Origin of the sequence: Pseudoalteromonas sp. BZK2, from assembly GCF_014349195.1 — a bacterium.
Lineage (GTDB): Bacteria > Pseudomonadota > Gammaproteobacteria > Enterobacterales > Alteromonadaceae > Pseudoalteromonas > Pseudoalteromonas simplex.
The window spans coordinates 202,856-221,424 of record NZ_JACSOG010000003.1; the positions used below are offsets into that span (position 1 = coordinate 202,856).

The window sequence follows — 18,569 nt, forward strand, 5'->3', positions numbered from 1 at the left end:
CTCAACAGGATAATAAGAAAACATCATGGACAAAATCTTAGTCATAGACGATCAAGCTGATGTACGTCTGGCTGCTACTGTTGCATTACAACAATTAGGCTTACACTGCCTTGAGGCCGAAGGCCCTGAACATGCTCTTGAATTATTAAAATCAGAGCATATTAGCCTGATTTTGCTTGATATGAACTACAAGCTCGACACCACCTCAGGTGAAGAAGGGTTACGCTTTTTAAAGCAACTAAATCAATTAGGTTCGACCATACCTGTCATTGTCATGACCGCATGGGCCAGCATTGACGTCGCTGTTAAAGCCATGCAATTAGGGGCAGTCGACTTTGTTGAAAAGCCATGGAATAACTTGCGCTTAACCGCCGTTGTACAACAACAACTCAAGCTCAAGCAAAGTAATCACGACAACGCATGCTTAAAGGCGCTTACCAGTGACACACAAGCACATTACATAGCTCAATCAGAAATCATGCAACTGTTGCTTGCCAAAGCTGAGCGCGCAGCTAAAACCGATGCCAGCATTTTAATTACCGGCGAAAATGGCACTGGCAAAAGCTTATTGGCACATTATATTCACCAGCACTCACTCAGAGCTGATAAACGCTATGTCAGCGTGAATGTTGGCGCCATTGCGCCGACGCTATTCGAAAGCGAATTATTTGGCCATAAGAAAGGCTCTTTTACTGATGCCAAAGAAGACCGCCTAGGGCGTTTTGAAATTGCCGAAGGCGGTACCTTATTTTTAGATGAAATTGCGACTTTAAGCCTTGAGCTGCAAAGTAAAATGCTCCGTGTGCTAGAAAGCAAAGAATTTGAAGTGCTAGGCTCAAGCCAAACCAAAACCGCCGATGTTCGCATTATTTCTGCTACCAATAGTGAATTAGCTACGACCATTGAGCAGGGTGAATTCCGCCGTGACTTATTATTTAGACTCAATACCATTGAACTACACATTCCACCGCTTCGCGACAGAAAAGACGACATCGCTCCCTTGGCAGAACACTTATTGTTGGTGCATGGTAAAAAATACCAACGCGCGAATATGGCGCTCAGTAATGATGCCCTAAAGGCGCTAAAAAATTACAGCTGGCCTGGTAATATTCGTGAGCTAAGTCACTGCATTGAACGCGCGGTGATCATGAGCGATAACAACAATGTTCAAGCCAATGACCTCATTTTAGATCAACCAAGTTGCGAGCAAACAAATAGTAATGCCGAACAGGCTTTGCCACTATTGCCCCTTGAAGAGCTTGAAAAACAAATGATTCAAAAAGCACTGCTGCAATTTAATGGCAATGTTATCGCCGCAGGAGAGTTTTTAGGGTTAAGTAAATCAGCGATTTATCGTCGCATTGATAAACATCAGCTCGATTTAAAAGAAGTAGAACGCTAAATGAGTAGCAAGTTGTCGTTAGAGCAGCGTGTTCGACGCTATTTTTATATGGTTATAGCGGTGCTATTAGCACTTGGTATTGCCCTTTCGCTCAGCTTAGAACTAGATTGGTTTGCCAGTATCAGCCTATTATTGCCGTTTATCGGGATAAGCGCTTTTGCTTTAATTAAAAGCTACCGTGCGATCACCGATGTGGTTGAACGCTTTGGCCTGCAACTAGATGCATTGGCAAATGACGAAAGTAATAGTTGGCATTTAGCGTCTTATCAAACTGGACGAGTCGCAGCGCTTAAGCAAGATTTTGCCAAGCTCAGCAATAAAATAGCCAAGAACAAACGCCATTATATGCAAACAGAAGAGTTTGTTTTTGAGTTTGCCAGCATGCTGGACTTACCCATCGTTATACTAGACCCCCATGGCTTGATTTACTTTAGTAATAAAGCGTTTAAAAACAGTATTAGTCATCGCCAGATTGAAGGTAAATCAGCCAGCGACTTAGGCATTGCACTGCATGATGGCGAATGGCAACAAAACAGTGACTCGCTGTTTAAACAACGCTTTCAAATCTCATCGCAGACTTTTTGGCGGACCGGCAGAAACTTTGAATTACTAACCTTCTTTTCAATTGAGCAACAGCTTCGCGAAAACGAACAACTTGTTTGGCAACGTTTAATTCGCGTGTTAAATCATGAAGTGCGTAACTCACTCACGCCGATTTATTCAATGAGTCAGTCATTGCAAACCCTTAAGCGCCAAGGGCAAATTAGCAGTCACGATGATCTCGCCCAAGATATGCTGCAAGTAATAGAAAAACGCGCTCAACACTTGCTTGATTTTGTAGCCAGTTACAGTGCATTTGCCAAGCTACCACCCGCACAAAAACAAACAATCAGTAGCGAGCAACTAAACACACGTTTAAACGCTATCTTTCCTGAACTAGTAATAAATAGCAGCGAAGAGTTACATGTTAATGCCGACTTTGGTCAGCTAGAACAAGCATTGATCAACTTGATAAAAAATGCCTTTGAAGCAGGCAGCAATTCTGCCCCAACCCTCACTTGGTCAAGGCAAGGTGATAACTTAAATATTGCAATTAGCGACCAAGGTTGTGGTATTCAAAACCCCGATAACTTGTTCGTACCATTTTACTCAACCAAAGCAAATGGCACAGGCATCGGGCTTGTGATCACCCGAGAACTTGTGCGCAACCAAGGTTTTGAGTTATCGATAAATTCAAAACCCCAGCAAGGCACACAAGCTATAATTACTGTGCCCACCTGAGAAACACAAAAGTTAGTACTTTTAACAAAAACAACAGATTGTTGCGCTTTCAGAAAAACCACGCTATGTTTAATTTTTAAACTACGGAAGGTCATAAAAATGAAAAACGCCATCAAACCCATCGTACTAGCAACATCACTTATTCTAATTACCGCCTGTAATTCAACGGCTCCTATTAATAAAACAGCAACGACAGCCATTAACCAAGAAAAATTTAGCCAATTTCATCAATATGATGAAAAATCAAATATCACCCTTGAGTACACTGACTACGGGCAAATATTAAATGCCTCGGTGATTGATTTAGGTATGTCAGACCGCTATCGCATTTCAAATAATACGAGCAAAATAGGCACACGATTATCATCTAACCCTAAACCGTCTACCGCAACAGAAGCAAATCGCTTTTATTATGATTCATACAGAAAGAATCCTCAGATGAAACAAGATTTGCAAATAGTGCAAGCAAATATGGCCGACCTGCCAAACAAGGTGAATTTAAGTAATTTACCAAAATCAGAGTTACTCGCATACTGGCTCAACCTCTATAACGTGACAGTACTCAATGAGTTAGTGCAGCAGTACCCTGTTAAAAACCTAACGAGACTATTAAACGAAGAACCAAGTTTTTTTGATAAGCCGCGTTTTAACTTTAATGGTAACCAGTATTCATTGAACGACATTGAATACAACATTGTTGCACCGCTATTTAACAATGACCCGCTATTAATGTATGGCTATTACCGTGGTTACATTGGCAGCCCAAATTTACTAGACCACCCATATACAGCGAAAAATGTGTTTGCAGCCCTGACCACCAATGCGGTGCAATTTGTTAATTCAAACCGTGGTAGTGTGATAGGTAACCATAGCACTCGTGTTTCTTCTTTATACCTTGAAAAGAAAAACTACTTCCCAAACTTTGAAGAAGATTTAGCTGACCATCTTCAATCATTAGTTATTCAAGAGCCAGATAAAGACCAAGTTGTGCAAAACCTCTCTTTTAGTATCGATAATTACGATATTACCGATATTTTAGGTAGCGATATTGAATACGGTGGAGGGAATGCGATAGTCGCCGATCCAAGTATTGTGGCAATGGGTTGGGATACAACCTTTATGACCTATGGTGATAACTTAACCAAAGAAGTCGGTCATGTAAGCCCGTTACGCCGCGAGATTTTGCAAAAAATCACGCAAAAATACTATGAAGTAAATAGCCGCGTTGAAATAAAAGACTTACCCGCTAAAGAACCTGAAGATAAATAATGTATCCTAAAGCGGCTCGCCATGAGCCGCTTTAACCTCCCTGAAATTCCAACTAAAACTCTTAGCAAAGCCGCAATAGCCAGCTTTAAGTTTGGTTTTTTCTGTATTAATTTTCTGGATATTGCCAATTTAAAGTAAAAGTAATATGTTTGTTTTTTGTACTAAGGAAGGTGGTGAAAATGAAAAACGCCATAAAACCCATCGCATTAGCAACGTCACTTATTTTGGTAACGGCCTGTAATTCAACGGCACCTATTAATAAAACAGCCGCCACAGCAATTAACCAAGAGAAGTTCAGTCAATTTCATCAATATAATGAAAACTCAAATTCCACACTTGAATACGCTAGCTATGGGCAAATATTAAGTGCTTCGGTGATTGATTTAGGCGTGTCTGACCGCTACCGCATCACCTCACACACCACTGCTATAGGTACACGGTTGTCATCTAACCCTAAACCTTCAACAGCAACAGAAGCAAACCGCTTTTATTATGATTCTTATAAAGAAAACCCTAAAATGAAGCAAGCTTTGCAAGTTGTGCAAAAAAAAATGGCCGACCTGCCAAATAAGATTAACTTGAGTAACTTGCCAAAGTCTGAACTGCTCGCTTACTGGTTCAATCTTTATAACGTGACGGTACTCAATGAGTTAGTTCAGCAGTACCCAGTAAAAAACTTATCTAAGCTAATAAACGAAGAGCCAAGTTTTTTTGATAAGCCGCGTTTTAACTTTAATGGTAACCAGTATTCATTGAACGACATTGAATACAACATTGTGGCACCTCTATTTAACAACGATCCACTACTAATGTACGGCTATTACCGTGGCTACATTGGCAGCCCAAATTTACTAGATCACCCATATACAGCAAAAAATGTATTTACCGCTCTGACCACCAATGCTGTGCAATTTGTAAATTCAAATCGAGGCAGTGTTATTGATACTCACAGCACACGCGTTTCTTCTTTGTACCTTGAAAAGAAAAACTATTTTCCTAATTTTGAAGAAGATTTAGCTGCTCATCTTCAGTCATTAGTGATTCCAGAGCCAGATAAAAACCAAGTTGTGCAAAACCTCTCTTTTAGTATCGATAATTACGATATTACCGATATTTTAGGTAGCGATATTCCATACGGTGGCGGTAATGCAGTAGTTATCGATCCAAGTATTGTGGCAGTTGGTTGGGATACGGCCTTTACGACCTATGGTGATAATTCAAGTAAAATAATAGGTCAGGTAAGCCCACTGCGCCGCGAGATTTTGAAAAAAATCACGCAAAAATACTATGAAGTAAATAGCCGCGTTGAAATCACAGATTTACCTGACAAAGAAGGCACTGAAAACTAACGCTTATTTAGCATTGGACCTAAAAAGAAGCATTTATATTGAACTTTATTTGGCTCATGCAGCGAAATTCAGTAATTTGTCATATAAAGCTAAACGTAATTAGAAAATAACAATGAAATGGATGCACTTACAACTTAAGCTACTGGCTGTTTTTTTATTCTTTGTGAGCTGCTTTGCAGCCGCTGAAGAGTATCAAGTTGCGCCCGCAGCTAACTGGGTAAAACACCATGAGTTACTTACCCCTGAGATACCTCGAGACCAAATACGAGACGGGACTTTCTACCTGATGCTCGACACTCAGCTTCAGGTATCTGAGCAAGCCCCACAGCAACGCTTTAATCGTACTGTAATGCAAGCGGTCAATCAGTCTGGGGTTGATTATATTAGCCAGCTGAATATTGATTTTGACCCAAATTATCAATCTCTTACGCTCAATAGTTTAGGCATTATTCGTGACGGCCAATATATAGATAAACTAAATAGTGCCGAGCTACAGGTGTTACAAAGCGAGACTGACTTAGCAAGTCGTATATACAATGGCACCTTAAGCCTAAATGTCATTATTGATGATATGCGGGTCATGGATATTTTAGATTACAGCTATACGGTTTCGGGCAGTAACCCGGTTTATCAGCACTTCAGCACCAAGCGCACACTGAACTGGTCGGTGCCGATAGTGCAGCAATTTATGCGGGTAAAGTGGCAAAAGCCTACGCCCTTATATATCAACTTTATAAATGGCGAGTCGCCAGTTACTAAAACCAAGTTAGATACGGGCTTTGACTACCAGATTAGCCAACACAATGAGCCGACCCTTAGCTCTGCAAGCGAAGTACCGCATTGGTATTCGCCTTACAAGGAAGTATACTTTTCTGAAGTAAATAATTGGCAAGAGGTAGTCAATTGGTCGTTACCTTTGTACCAATCTGCCATCGAAGTGAGCCCTGCTATTGAAACAATGGCTCGTCAAATTAAGTTTCAACATGCCGATTTAGAGTCTCAAATTGTGGCTGCCCTGCGCTTTAGCCAAGACGAAGTACGTTATTTGGGCCTAGAAATGGGCACCAACTCACACCAGCCTACTCCAGCATCAGAAACTCTGGCACTGCGCTATGGCGACTGTAAAGACAAAACCGTCTTGCTCATTTCTTTACTTAAAGCGCTCGGGGTAGAGGCTCATCCTGCTTTAGTTAACACTGAAGACCGAAAACGTACTGCTAGCTTACCGGTCTCTCCTAGCTTATTTGACCATGTCATTGTCACCTTAGAGCATCAAGGTAAGCGTTATTGGCTTGATCCGACCATTTCGTATCAGCGCGGCGATTTAGAAAATTTAGCTCAACCGAACTACGATGTAGCGTTAATAATAAAGCAAGGTGAAACAGGCTTTACAGATATGTTCACAGAGCCTGCCCTAAAACGCATACAGGTTTCTGATAATTATCAGATCCCAGAAGGTATTGATGAGCCAGTTAGTTTCTCAACTCAATATAAATACGGTGATTTTGAAGCAATTAGCCGCCGCAGTTCAATCGCTAAAAACAGCTTAAAAAGCATAGAAGATGATTACCGCGAATATTATCAAGATACCTACAAGGGCTTAAAAACTGCCAAACCTATGCTGGTTGAATCCCCAGAGGACACCGGTCAGCTAATTACCAATGAGCACTATACTATTGATGACTTTTGGCGACCTGAGGGTAATAATTTTCAAAATGACTTTTACGCCAGTGAAATTCAAAACTCAGTTTATAAGCCGGAACAGCGAGAGCGTAACAATGCACCAATGTGGTTTCGTTACCCAAATAATATCGAAACAACCATAAAGGTTACGTTTACGGACTCTAATTGGCAGTTTGATGATGAGCAGGTCACAGTCGACAACCCATTTTTTCATCTCGAAAAGCGCGTAACATTTAAAGACTCAGTGTTGACCTTATACTTTGATTACAGTGCTAAGCAGGATCATATTCCAGCCGATCAAATAGACCTTTACCTAAGCGAGCGCAAAAAACTCAATAACGCGACCCATTACGGCATCATTAAATACGGCACAAATAGGGCCACAACCACACCAGTAGATGACGAAACCAACTGGTATAGCGTTTTTATTTTAAGTTACTTAGCGGCAATCATCTTTTTCATCGCGGCTTGGCGTTTTGAAGTTCGAAAACGTCCAGAATTTGAAGGTGCGCAGTTTTACCCTGTAAGCAACAGTAAATTTTACCTTTATAGTTTATTCAGCTTGGGCATATTTATTAATTACTGGAGTTATCGCAATTGGAAGTTTATTAAGCAGCAACAAAACAGCCATATGATGCCCATTGCCCGAGGTATTTTTGCGCCTTTATTCTTTTTTGCACTGTTTCTTCAACTTATAAAACATAGCGAACAAACCTTTAACAAAAATAAAATATTACCAACTGCGGTTGCTTTTGTAATTTGGCTAATGATTATTGTATGTGAAATAGCAAGTTCACTAGGTGACTATGGTATGTGGCTATTCTTAATCATTCCTTTATTGTGGCTACCAATTGTTAACTACATTCAAAACCTTAACCAACCTAAAGATGCGTTAGAGTACAACTCAAAATGGCGTGCAAGACAGCTGCTAATTTCTGTATTCGCGACGCCTTTACTACTTTATGGGCTAATTGCTGAATTATACTTATTGCCTAATTCAACCATAGTTACAGGTGACAAACTTTGGTCTTATCAGGTTAACTTTTTAAAGCGTCAAGAGATTATGCCTAGTGATGAAAATGTGGAGTATTTTTATAGCGATGCATTTTTTGATTTCAGAGATGATGGCAATGGCATGACGAAAAATACGCTTTTTAGTTACTGGAAAAATGAACAAGGTGTAATTGAAAAAGATCTGCTCTACTTTAATGAAATAAAAGAAGTGAAAGCAGACTATGCAAAAAGTCCTCTAACAACATCTTCACTTACCGTTATTGATCATGACGGTAATGAGATGCTGTTATTCTTAAGCAATGAAGACGACCTAGATAGACGCTTTGTTGCCAAGGTTAAGCAACGCCTCAAAGAGTCAACCTTAGCAGCTGAGCAAAACGCAGATTAAGTCAGTCGCTTAATCATGCGTTTTAAGGCGGGCGCTTTCAGAGGCTTATAAAGCAATGGATAGCCCGCATCGAGCACTAACTCACGTATGCCTTCATCATGATTCGCGGTATTAACGATGGCTGGTAAGCGTGTTAGTGCCGCTTGCTCAATCACTTCAAGTCCCGTTACTCCATCATCAAGCTGATAATCAATAATCAACAATTGCGGCAGGGCTTGACTTGCCTTTAACTGCTCAAGCTCCGCTAAGTTAGTGGCTATTGAAATTTCACAGCCCCAATTTTCGAGTAGCTGCTTTAATGCCTCTAACACGTTGCGGTCGTTATCAAGCAACCAAATACGCAATTGCCCCAGCTCTGTTTCTTGTGATGCTTCAGCGCCTTTCGCTTGCGCAGGCGCAGTACTCACTCTACAAGGCAGGGTAAGGGTAAATTGCGTGCCTTTACCAAGTTCAGACCCCATCACTAAGGGTATTTTAAGTAAGTCACATATACGTTTAGTGATTGCCAACCCTAAGCCTAACCCCTCGGCGCTTGGCTTTGCACCAAGCTGTTTAAACTCTTGGAAAATAGTTTGTTGATCGCTCGATGCAATCCCAATCCCTGTGTCTTCAACAATAAAGGATACATGGTCGTCGTCGTACTGCATTTTTAAGCGCACTTCACCTTGCTCGGTATAACGAATCGCATTACTCAAAAGGTTACGCAGCACTCGTCGCAGCAGTGCTTTGTCGGTATGCAAGCGCACATCGCAGGTTTCAATAATAAACTTTAAGCCTTTTTCGCGGGCAAGGGCTTCGTAGTCATTACGCAATGGTTCAACCAACGAGCTGGCAGCAAACTCGCTCATTTGTACTTTAAACGAGCCCGAATCGAGCTTAGTTAACTCTAAAATACTCGATAATAACTCTTCGGCGCTGCCCAATGAATTCTTAATATTCATCGCCAATTCTTTAAGTTCGGTGTCTTGGGCTTTTTCATTCATTAAAGAACAAAACAAGCTCGCAGCATTGAAAGGTTGCAGTAAATCATGGCTAGCAGCGGCAAAAAAGCGCGTTTTACTGACCGTTGCTTGCTCCGCCACTTGCTTTGCCATCGACAACTCTTGGTTTGCTTGAGTCAATGCCAAGGTGCGTGCTGCGACTTTTTCTTCAAGGCTAACATTGGCTTCGGTTAACGCTTTTTGTTGTTTTACGAACTCGGTAATGTCGGTATAGGTTGTTACAAAGCCGCCACCTGGCAGTGGGTTACCTTGCATTTCAAACACGCGACCATCATTGTGCGAGCGCTGGTATTTATAAGCGCTGCCTTGGCGTAAATAGGCTAAGCGTTTTTCAACTTCGCTGGTCATGCTCTCGCCGCTAAATAAACCGCGTTCGGCATTAAAACGAATAATGTCGGCAACCGGGCGGCCTATGTAAAGCGCATCATCTGGGTAGGCGAACATGTTTTTGTAGCCTTGGTTCCAAGCTACCAAGCGCAGCTCACTATCAACTACACTGATCCCTTGTTGAATATTTTCGATTGTTGATTGCAGTAAGTCACGATTAAATTTAAGCACTTGGCTTGCTTCGTCAACAAACTCAGCAACCTGCTCTAGAGGCTGGCGCTGCTCATTCTTAGCCACATCTAAAATAAGCCGTGCCGATGCGCCGCCGATCACCGCAGACATCTCACGCTCAACTAATAGTTCTAACTCAACATTGGCAGGACGTTTCCACTTACTTTTATCATCCGGAAAGTAATGATTTACCAAAGACTGTGCCGCTTCTTTTTCGGCAAATCGTTGCAATAGTGCACCTAGGTCATGGTAGCTCAAAGGCTGTAGATGATTGCTTACCTTCGAATCATTCAGCTGGGAAACAAACTTATTACTCTGTAAGCGTTCAGCTAAGGTTGCTCGACTAAATAAAGGCACTAAGAAATACACTAAACAGTTCGCACCTAACGATAGCAATAGAGCTTGGCTAATGCTTTCCATGCCTAGTGAGAATAAGTCGGTTGGCGCTAACCAGCTTATTCCCCACGGTCCATTCACAAGCCATAAGCTATCGCTTCCTAAACCTCCAGCGATATTCGGTAGTAAAAGTGTGTATCCCCAAATAATAAAGCCGCTTAAAATCCCCAATTGCGCACCGCGACACGAGGCTTGTCGCCACCATAAGCCTATAATCATGGCTGGCGAAAATTGCGCGACTAAGGTGAACGACATCAAACCCACATTGGCAAGGGTTGTACTTTCGCCTAGCACTCGGTGAGTGAAGTAACTAAGCAATAAAATCAATACGATAACGATTTTTCGCGCATGTAATAGGTTATTTTTATCAAGCCCGCGACTGCTCGATGTAAGTTGCGAGCGGCGTAAAATAAACTGGTTAATAAAGTCATTAGTGATCATCACTGAAAGCACAATTGATGACACAATCACCATACTGGTTGCCGCTGAAAAGCCACCTAAAAAGGCTAATAACGCCACAAAGGCATCATCAGCCGCCATAGGTAAAGCCAATACAAAGGTGTCGTAGCCGACTTCTTGACCTTGAAAGTAAATTAATCCGGCATATGCAATAGGTAAAATAAATAGGTTAATAAGTAAGAGGTAAATCGGAAATAGCCAACGCGCCGAGGCCAGCTCTTTATCGTTATTTTTTTCGATAAAGCTCATGTGGAATTGTCTTGGCAAACATAAGGTCGCCAAAATACCAAGCAAAGTATGAGCAACATACACATAGGTTGGACTTTGTGTGGCCGCCACTTGCTGATCAATATTTAGGTCATGCGCTTTTTCAAACAGCGCCACTGGGCTGTCGAATAGAGCAAAGCATACATACAAACCCACCGCTAAAAACGCCAACAACTTAACCACAGACTCGAAGGCAATACTGGCTATCAAACCTGGATTATGTTCGCTGGGCTTTAACCGCCTCGCGCCGAATAAAATAGCAAACAGAGCCAATACAATCGTGATGTAAAAAGTACTATCGGCCCATACTTCATGGCTTTGTGTGGCAGCGCGGTCGGTAAGTAAGTTGATACTTTGTGCAGTTGCACTTAGCTGTAAAGAGATATAGGGCACAATGGCAATCACTGAAATCAATGAAATGAGTCCAGACAAACTCGACGACTGACCATACCGAGTCGCAATAAAATCTGCCATTGAGGTTATTTTTTGCTGCCGACAAATATGCGCTATGCGGCAATAGACTTGCCAGCCAAAAATGAATAACAAAATAGTGCCAGCATAGGTCGGAGCCAACCACCAGCCGTTGTATGCAGCTTGTGCTGTAGTGCCAAAGAACGCCCAAGAGGTGCAATACACCCCAAGTGATAAACCATAGGTTAAGCCTTTAAAAGGCAATACTTTTCTTTTATCAGCCCAGCCTGCAACCGCAAATAAAATTGCCAGATACACAATTGCAAGAAGGCTTATTGACCAAATTGAGAACATCGCATGTGATTATTTTAATTGTTATAGCCCCAGCATAGTTTTTATTGCACGTAATTTACAGCCTAACTTTAGTGCTAATGCATTGTATTACGGAAGTTTAAAAAACAAACACAAAGAAATGAGAATTATTTTCAATTGAGTATTGACAGATACGTAAATCTAATTGATAATCACTATTAACAAGACAATAAAGTGTTATGACTTGTTCGGAATAAACTGATTTGTTTCTCGACCCTGAAACACGTGTGGCCCACGATAAAGCTAAGATCGCCTGTTGCTAATCGCAACGCCCCTTGATATTGGCAACAGGTGATCGCCCTACTATTTTACTTGCTACATTGCTCATATCGGTGACGGTAGATATGAAACTCAAAAAGCCCTTACAGGGCTTTTTTTATGTCTGAAATTCGTACAAAACCTGTCACAAAACTAAATGAGAATTATTTTCAAAAAAAGTATTGACAGCATCACAAACCTAATTGATAATTAATCTCAACAAGCCAAGCGAAGTATGATGACTTGTTGAGATTGAATTTGTTTCTCCCCAGAAACGCGTGTCGCCACGTTAAAGCTTTAGCTTATATGTTGCTAATCGCAACGCCCCTTGATATTGGCGACATATAAGCGACCCTACTTATTTTACTTGCTACATTGCTCATATCGGTGACGGTAGATATGAAACTAAAAAAGCCCTTGCAGGGCTTTTTTTATGTCTAAAAGTTAATGCGTTAACTTTATCGACGGTTCTTACGTGCACGTGCACGGCGTTGTTTTTTCTCTTCTTCTTTAGCGGCTTTTTTCGCCTCTGCAGCAGCGCGAAGCTGTGCAACCATTTGCTCTTCTTCTTCACGCATGGCCGGTGTTTCCATGGTAATACGACCAATAATGCCATCGCGTAATTCGTTGATAAGAATTTCAGACATTTTGTAAGTGTCGATTTGATTACCACCGCGGATACAACCACGCTTTTTACCTGCCATTTCAACAAACTCCCAGTCAGACTCTGGTAGCTCATCAATTTTATAGCGGCTTTTTAAAAGCTCTGGGTATGCATGCAGTAAATATTCAGCGGTGTAACTTGCCACTTCTTCGTAGTCGATAGCGGTATCACGAATAGCACCGGTTGCCCCTAAACGATAACCAGAGTTTTCGTTCTCTACTTTAGGCCATAACATACCCGGCGTGTCGTAAAGCATAATGCCATCGTCAAGCTTAATACGTTGCTGCGCTTTGGTTACCGCAGGTTCATTACCTGTTTTTGCCACGATACGGCCGGCCAAAGTATTAATAAGCGTTGATTTACCAACGTTTGGAATACCCATGATCATGGCTTTAATTTGTTTATCAGCGCCTACTTTATGCGGTACTAATTTTTTACAAAGCTCATTAATACGGTGCACTTCACCTGCTTTATCATTACCAAAATCAATCGCTTTCACACCACTTTGCTGCTCAAAGTAGTCTTTCCAAGCTTGCGTTAACTTAGGATCAGCCAAGTCCGCCTTGTTCATGATTTTGATCACCGGCTTATCGCCACGCAGCGCAGTAACCATTGGGTTTTCACTACTGTAAGGAATACGGGCATCAAGTACCTCAATGATCACATCCATCTGTGGCATGATTTCTTTAATTTCGTTTCGGGCTTTGTTCATGTGACCCGGGAACCACTGGATGGCCATTTTTAACTCCTACAAGATAATTTCACGGTATTTTAACTGGCTCGGCAACGAATTGCGCTATAATGACGCAAATTTTTTCAAGTAAGCAGTTATGGCTCTTAAATCAACCATTATTAAAGCGCAATTATCGTTAAGCGATATGGATCGCCACATTTATCAAGATTTCAATTTAACACTGGCACAACACCCATCAGAAACCGAACAACGCTTGATGATCCGCTTGTTGGCTTTTGCACTAAATGCCCGTGAAGGCTTAGAGTTTACTAAAGGCTTATGCGCCGATGATGAGCCTGAGCTTTGGCACATTAACTATAGCGAAGAAATTGAATTATGGGTTGAGCTTGGTTTACCTGATGAAAAACGCCTGAAAAAAGCCTGCAATAAGTCGAAGCAAGTTGTTTTATATACCTATGGTGAAAATAACCAAGCGATTTGGTGGCAAAAACATCAACCTAAGTTGTATGATTTTAAAAACTTAAGTATTTTTAGTCTCGATTATGCTGCGACTCAGGCTTTAGCCGACTTAGCTGATCGTAATATTAAGCTCACTATTACCATTCAAGACGGTGAAGTATGGGTTAGCTCAGACACAGCAAATATCGAAATTAAACCGCAACAGTTAATGTAAGGAATGCGATGGCAATTAGGCAAGTTGTAGTATTACACGGACTATATATGTCAGGCTTTGTGATGCGCCCACTGTGCGCGCGTCTTGAAAAGTCAGGACTAAAAATACTCAATTTGACCTATAACACGCTCTCTCCCGATAGAGCGGCGATTTTCGATAAGATTGATCGCTTTATTGGTGGTAAACCTACCGCCTTAGTTTGCCACTCAATGGGCGGCTTGGTTGCTCGCGCTTACTTAGAGGCCAATTCTCTTCAAAGCCGCCATGTCGAAAAGGTGATCACCTTAGGCACCCCGCATAAAGGCAGCCATATTGCCAAACAAATGCAGCAGAAGGGCTTTGAAATGCTGTTAAAAAATAGCGTGGAGTTTTTATTACCTAAAAATGGCGATTGGCCGTTTGATGCCAAGCTTTATAGTATTGCTGGTGACTTACCCATAGGGCTAATGCCACTGATTGCTAAAGGCAGTGTCTCTGATGGTACAGTTTTGATAGATGAAACCAAACTCAATGGCATGGCAGAACATAAGGTGTTTCATTTGAGTCACACCAGTATGATCTACTCACGCCAAGTGATGGATTACATTATTAAGCTTATAAATCAAAGTGAGTGACACTTTAATCTTCAGCACTTGCAGCCACTTTATATGAGATTAAAACAATGATCCCTAAGATCAATGGTACAGGTGCTGCAATATAGCCAAAGGTATCAAAGTTTGCGAAGCTAGCACCTGCTAGATGACCTACCAAACCGATAACAAATGCAAGTAATGCGATCACGACAACGACTATTTCAGCTTTGTTTTCTTTAACTGTTTTACCGTCCATTTTTCTTCTCCTGGTTAAATGCGGTAAAGTCATTATGCGCTTCTGGTTCGTTGTTTTTTTGACCTAAATCAAGTTCTAAATCAGCGTGTTTCTCAGCAGGTGCAAACCTTGTTTTAGATCATACTTTCTGCCTAATTTTAAAATATTCGTAAAATAAGGTAGATTTTTTGCTCAGTTGCCCCAAGTCTATTAAAAGTAATTCAAAGTTATATTGATAGTGCATAAATGGACAACACCAACCTTTGATAGGTAAAACCTATCACTGTGTTCGAATTAAACCATTTTACAGATTAACCAAGATGGCTAATACTTAACACCAAGCACTAGCAAGTAAACACTTAACGGTTTTTTTAAGGAGCAATCTATGTCACAGGTAAATGCAATTGGTTTAAACAGCGCAAAAAGTGAAGATATCGTAAATTCACTAAACTCTTTACTAAGCTGCTACCAAATTCAATATATGAACGCACGCGGCTTTCATTGGAATATCAAAGGTCGTAACTTTTTTGAATTACACCTTAAATTTGAAGAAATTTATAACTTACTACTTGAGAAAGTAGACGAGATTGCAGAGCGTATTTTAACGTTAGGTGGTACACCGGTACATGCATTCTCTGAATACATTGAAGCAAGTAAGATCAGTGAAGCTAAAAATATCACTGAAGGCACTGCTGCAGTAGAAAACCTTTTAGCAGGTTACAGCACGCTTATTCAAATGCAGCGTGAAATCTTAGCACAAGCTGGTGATGCAGATGACGAAGGTACAGCATCATTAATGGGCGACTACATTAAAGAACAAGAGAAACTTGTTTGGATGTTAAAAGCTTACCTAGGTTAATATTCAGAATTGACACGAAAAAGCCCTCTCTTGAGGGCTTTTTTATATTCAGAAGGTATTATTTTAACCACTTTCTTAAATTATCGTACTCGGGTCTTATTTGAAAAAAGCTTTCAGCGTCTTGGTGAAAGTTAATATCCATTTCGACACCAGACCAAACTGTTTCTAATAAATTGCGGGCAATGATATTCGCTTTGATGTAATCAACGCGTTTGTAGCCTCGTGCTTTGACAGCCTGAAAGTATACCTTAGCAATTTCAATACTATCGGCAGTTGCTAATTCAAATTGTTCCAAATTAACCACAGCATACTGAATTGAAAACTCTGGGTACTTCATGATTTCTTGAGCAACTTCAATACTAAATGAAGCAACGGCTTCTTTATTAAAACTGCCACTCATTTCCACATAAATCACCGGCGGCTCAACAAAATAACGCCAATCACCATGGGCTTTAAACATGCTTACCCCTTTGAAATACAACTTAAGTTTACGCTTATAAAATTTATTTACCTATTTATCTAAGCCTTAATTCGATAATAAAGCAATAAAAAAGGCCATTTCTAATGCCTTTTCTTCAAGGCTTTTAAAGCGACCCGATGCACCACCATGGCCTGCATCCATGTCGGTTTTAAATACCAAAATGTTGTCATCGGTTTTAAGCTCACGTAGCTTAGCAACCCACTTCATTGGCTCCCAGTATTGCACTTGAGAGTCATGAAACCCGGTTGTAACAAGAATATTAGGGTAAGCCTGTGGCTTAATATTATCGTACGGTGAGTAAGCCTGAATCACATCATAAAACGCAGGATCATTTGGATTACCCCATTCGTCGTATTCATTGGTCGTCAGTGGAATACTCTCATCAAGCATGGTGGTTAGCACATCTAAAAATGGCACATGACACCCAATACCTAAATAAAGCTCAGGTGCTTGGTTAACCACAGCGCCCATTAATAAGCCACCAGCACTGCCACCAGACGCGAATACTTTCTCTGGGTGTGCATAACCTTGCTCAGTAAGCGCATGCGTAACATCAATAAAATCGCTAAAGCTATTTTGCTTATATTGCTTTTTACCTTGCTCATACCAGTGACGCCCTAGCATTTCACCACCACGAATATGTGCAATCGCATAAACAAAACCGCGGTCAAGCAAGCTTAGTGAGCTACTTGAAAAACTAGGATCGATGGTAATACCATACGCGCCATAGCCATATTGCAACAGCGGATTACTTCCATCTTTATTAAATTGGTCGATACGATAAACCAAAGATACCGGCACTTGCTCGCCATCTCTTGCAGTAACCATTAAACGTTCTGAGCGATAATGCTCTGGGTTAAAATCCCCTAGCACTTGCTGTTGTTTTAATAAGGTTTTGTTACCTGTTTTTAAATCAACATCATACAAAGAACCTGGCGTAGTTAAGCTTGAATAGTAAATACGCGCAGAGCTCACATTCGGCTCTGGATTCATGGCAATTGCAGCATAATAACAAGGGTCATCAAACTCTAAAGTAAGACGCTCGGCTTGCTGATCCACCACTACAAAACGTGTTTGGCCAAGCTCTCGCTCGGTGAGGATAAGGTAGTCATCGAAAATCTCGACCCCTTCTAACAATACGTTCTCGCGATGTGCTGTATGCTCTTGCCAACGATGTTTATCGGCAATGGTGCTTTGCGTCGCGGTCATTAAACGAAAGTTTGTCGCTTGCCAGTTGGTCACAATGTAAAAGGTATCACCTAGCTTATCGACATCGAACTCATGGCCTTCTTCGCGTGGCATTAAGGCGCTAAATCCACCTTCTGGATTATTGGCATCAAGCACCCACGTATCGTTTGTTTCTGTGGTCGCAAGGTCAATTATGATCAGGCTTTCATCGCGGCTTTTGCCAAGCCCCATAAAGAAGCTTTTATCTTGCTCTTCATAAACCAGTACGTCATCAGCTTGCGGGGTGCCTAAAACATGGCGGTAAACCTGAAAACCCAATAAGGTTTGCAGGTCTTTTTTCACATAAAACACCGTTTTATTATCATTAGCCCACACCACTTGGCCTTCGGTGTTTTCCAGCACATCACTAAACATCTCGCCGCTGGCAATATTTTTAAAACGCACGGTATAAATACGACGACCTTCAGTGTCTTCAGAGTATGCAAGTAGCTGCTCGTCAGGGCTAATTGCAACTTCGCCTAATTCATAAAATTCGTAATCGCCAGCTAATTGATTTACATCTAACAGCAAGTGCTTGTCGCGTGCCTCTATTGAGCTACTGCGATAATGGCGTGCATATTCATCGTCGCCACGTACTTCTGAGTGATACCAATATTGGCCATCTTTCACGGGTACCGTGTTGTCGTCTTTTACAATGCGGTCTTTTAGTTCATTAAATAATTGTTCGCGCAGTGGTTTTATATCGGCGAGTTGCTCATCGCAATAATCGTTTTCGGCGTTTAAGTGCGCTAATACATCTTTATTTTCACGCTCATCATCACGCATCCAATAATAGTTATCGGTGCGAGTTAGTTGATGAGTAGTTAATGGATGAGGCTGTTTTTTTGCAACAGGAGGATGCGCTAATAAAGACAAAGAATACGAATTTGACGACACAAGAAAAAACCAAAATAAAAAACGAATTGCTGGCAGTTTATCACAGAATTATACCAATCAGCTTAATTAAGTAGTCTATTTTGAGGCAATAAAACCTCGTTGATAACAAGGCAAAAATTTCGTTATTTAGTTGTTCTAAATGAGAAATTTTTAACGCAG

Annotated in this window: 13 protein-coding genes; 8 read left to right on the plus strand and 5 right to left on the minus strand. The window is 41.1% G+C overall.

Going from position 1 to position 18,569, the window contains the following annotated elements; all coding sequences use genetic code 11:
* Nucleotides 1–25: 25 nt before the first annotated feature.
* The 5 genes from BIZ38_RS03290 to BIZ38_RS03310 all read left to right on the plus strand — a co-directional run bounded on the left by BIZ38_RS03290 (nucleotide 26) and on the right by BIZ38_RS03310 (nucleotide 8,386).
* Nucleotides 26–1,402: a sigma-54-dependent transcriptional regulator gene (locus BIZ38_RS03290; protein WP_166341227.1), complete on the plus strand. Its 1,377-nt coding sequence runs from the start codon at nucleotides 26–28 to the stop codon at nucleotides 1,400–1,402.
* Nucleotides 1,403–2,683: a sensor histidine kinase gene (locus BIZ38_RS03295; protein ID WP_187489544.1), complete on the plus strand. Its 1,281-nt coding sequence runs from the start codon at nucleotides 1,403–1,405 to the stop codon at nucleotides 2,681–2,683.
* A 99-nt stretch (nucleotides 2,684–2,782) separates the two neighbouring features.
* Entirely contained in the window at nucleotides 2,783–3,952 is a 1,170-nt protein-coding gene (locus BIZ38_RS03300) for a DUF547 domain-containing protein (protein WP_166341231.1), read from the plus strand.
* Between the two features lie 179 nt (nucleotides 3,953–4,131).
* A complete protein-coding gene (locus BIZ38_RS03305; RefSeq protein ID WP_187489545.1) occupies nucleotides 4,132–5,301 on the plus strand; it encodes a DUF547 domain-containing protein in 1,170 nt (389 codons plus the stop codon).
* 112 nt (nucleotides 5,302–5,413) lie between these two features.
* Nucleotides 5,414–8,386, plus strand: a complete 2,973-nt coding sequence (locus tag BIZ38_RS03310) for a DUF3857 domain-containing transglutaminase family protein (RefSeq protein WP_187489546.1) — start codon at nucleotides 5,414–5,416, stop codon at nucleotides 8,384–8,386.
* On the opposite strand, the gene BIZ38_RS03315 is transcribed toward BIZ38_RS03310, so the two are convergent.
* Nucleotides 8,383–11,832, minus strand: a complete 3,450-nt coding sequence (locus BIZ38_RS03315; RefSeq protein ID WP_166341237.1) for a PAS-domain containing protein — start codon at nucleotides 11,830–11,832, stop codon at nucleotides 8,383–8,385. The two genes, BIZ38_RS03310 and BIZ38_RS03315, sit on opposite strands and share 4 nt — an antisense overlap.
* 734 nt (nucleotides 11,833–12,566) lie before the next feature.
* Entirely contained in the window at nucleotides 12,567–13,511 is a 945-nt protein-coding gene (ylqF, locus tag BIZ38_RS03320; RefSeq protein WP_054552314.1) for a ribosome biogenesis GTPase YlqF, read from the minus strand.
* Between the two features lie 91 nt (nucleotides 13,512–13,602).
* On the opposite strand from ylqF, the gene BIZ38_RS03325 reads away from it, so the two are divergent.
* Nucleotides 13,603–14,139, plus strand: a complete 537-nt coding sequence (locus tag BIZ38_RS03325; RefSeq protein ID WP_054552313.1) for a YaeQ family protein — start codon at nucleotides 13,603–13,605, stop codon at nucleotides 14,137–14,139.
* 8 nt (nucleotides 14,140–14,147) lie between these two features.
* Complete coding sequence (locus BIZ38_RS03330) at nucleotides 14,148–14,753, plus strand: lipase/acyltransferase domain-containing protein (RefSeq protein ID WP_187489547.1); 606 nt, start codon at nucleotides 14,148–14,150, stop codon at nucleotides 14,751–14,753.
* A 4-nt stretch (nucleotides 14,754–14,757) separates the two neighbouring features.
* Here the strand turns inward: BIZ38_RS03330 and BIZ38_RS03335 are convergent, their stop codons facing one another.
* Complete coding sequence (locus tag BIZ38_RS03335) at nucleotides 14,758–14,967, minus strand: hypothetical protein (RefSeq protein ID WP_054552311.1); 210 nt, start codon at nucleotides 14,965–14,967, stop codon at nucleotides 14,758–14,760.
* A 364-nt stretch (nucleotides 14,968–15,331) separates the two neighbouring features.
* On the opposite strand from BIZ38_RS03335, the gene BIZ38_RS03340 reads away from it, so the two are divergent.
* Nucleotides 15,332–15,805, plus strand: a complete 474-nt coding sequence (locus tag BIZ38_RS03340; protein WP_054552310.1) for a Dps family protein — start codon at nucleotides 15,332–15,334, stop codon at nucleotides 15,803–15,805.
* Nucleotides 15,806–15,863: 58 nt separating this feature from the next.
* On the opposite strand, the gene BIZ38_RS03345 is transcribed toward BIZ38_RS03340, so the two are convergent.
* Nucleotides 15,864–16,265 carry a hypothetical protein gene (locus BIZ38_RS03345; protein WP_187489548.1) on the minus strand — a complete coding sequence of 134 codons (402 nt, stop codon included), beginning with the start codon at nucleotides 16,263–16,265 and terminating at the stop codon, nucleotides 15,864–15,866.
* A 66-nt stretch (nucleotides 16,266–16,331) separates the two neighbouring features.
* The gene (locus tag BIZ38_RS03350) at nucleotides 16,332–18,410 is read right to left on the minus strand and encodes a S9 family peptidase (RefSeq protein ID WP_187489549.1); all 2,079 of its coding nucleotides are present in this window, start codon (nucleotides 18,408–18,410) and stop codon (nucleotides 16,332–16,334) included.
* Between the last annotated feature and the right edge of the window lie 159 nt (nucleotides 18,411–18,569).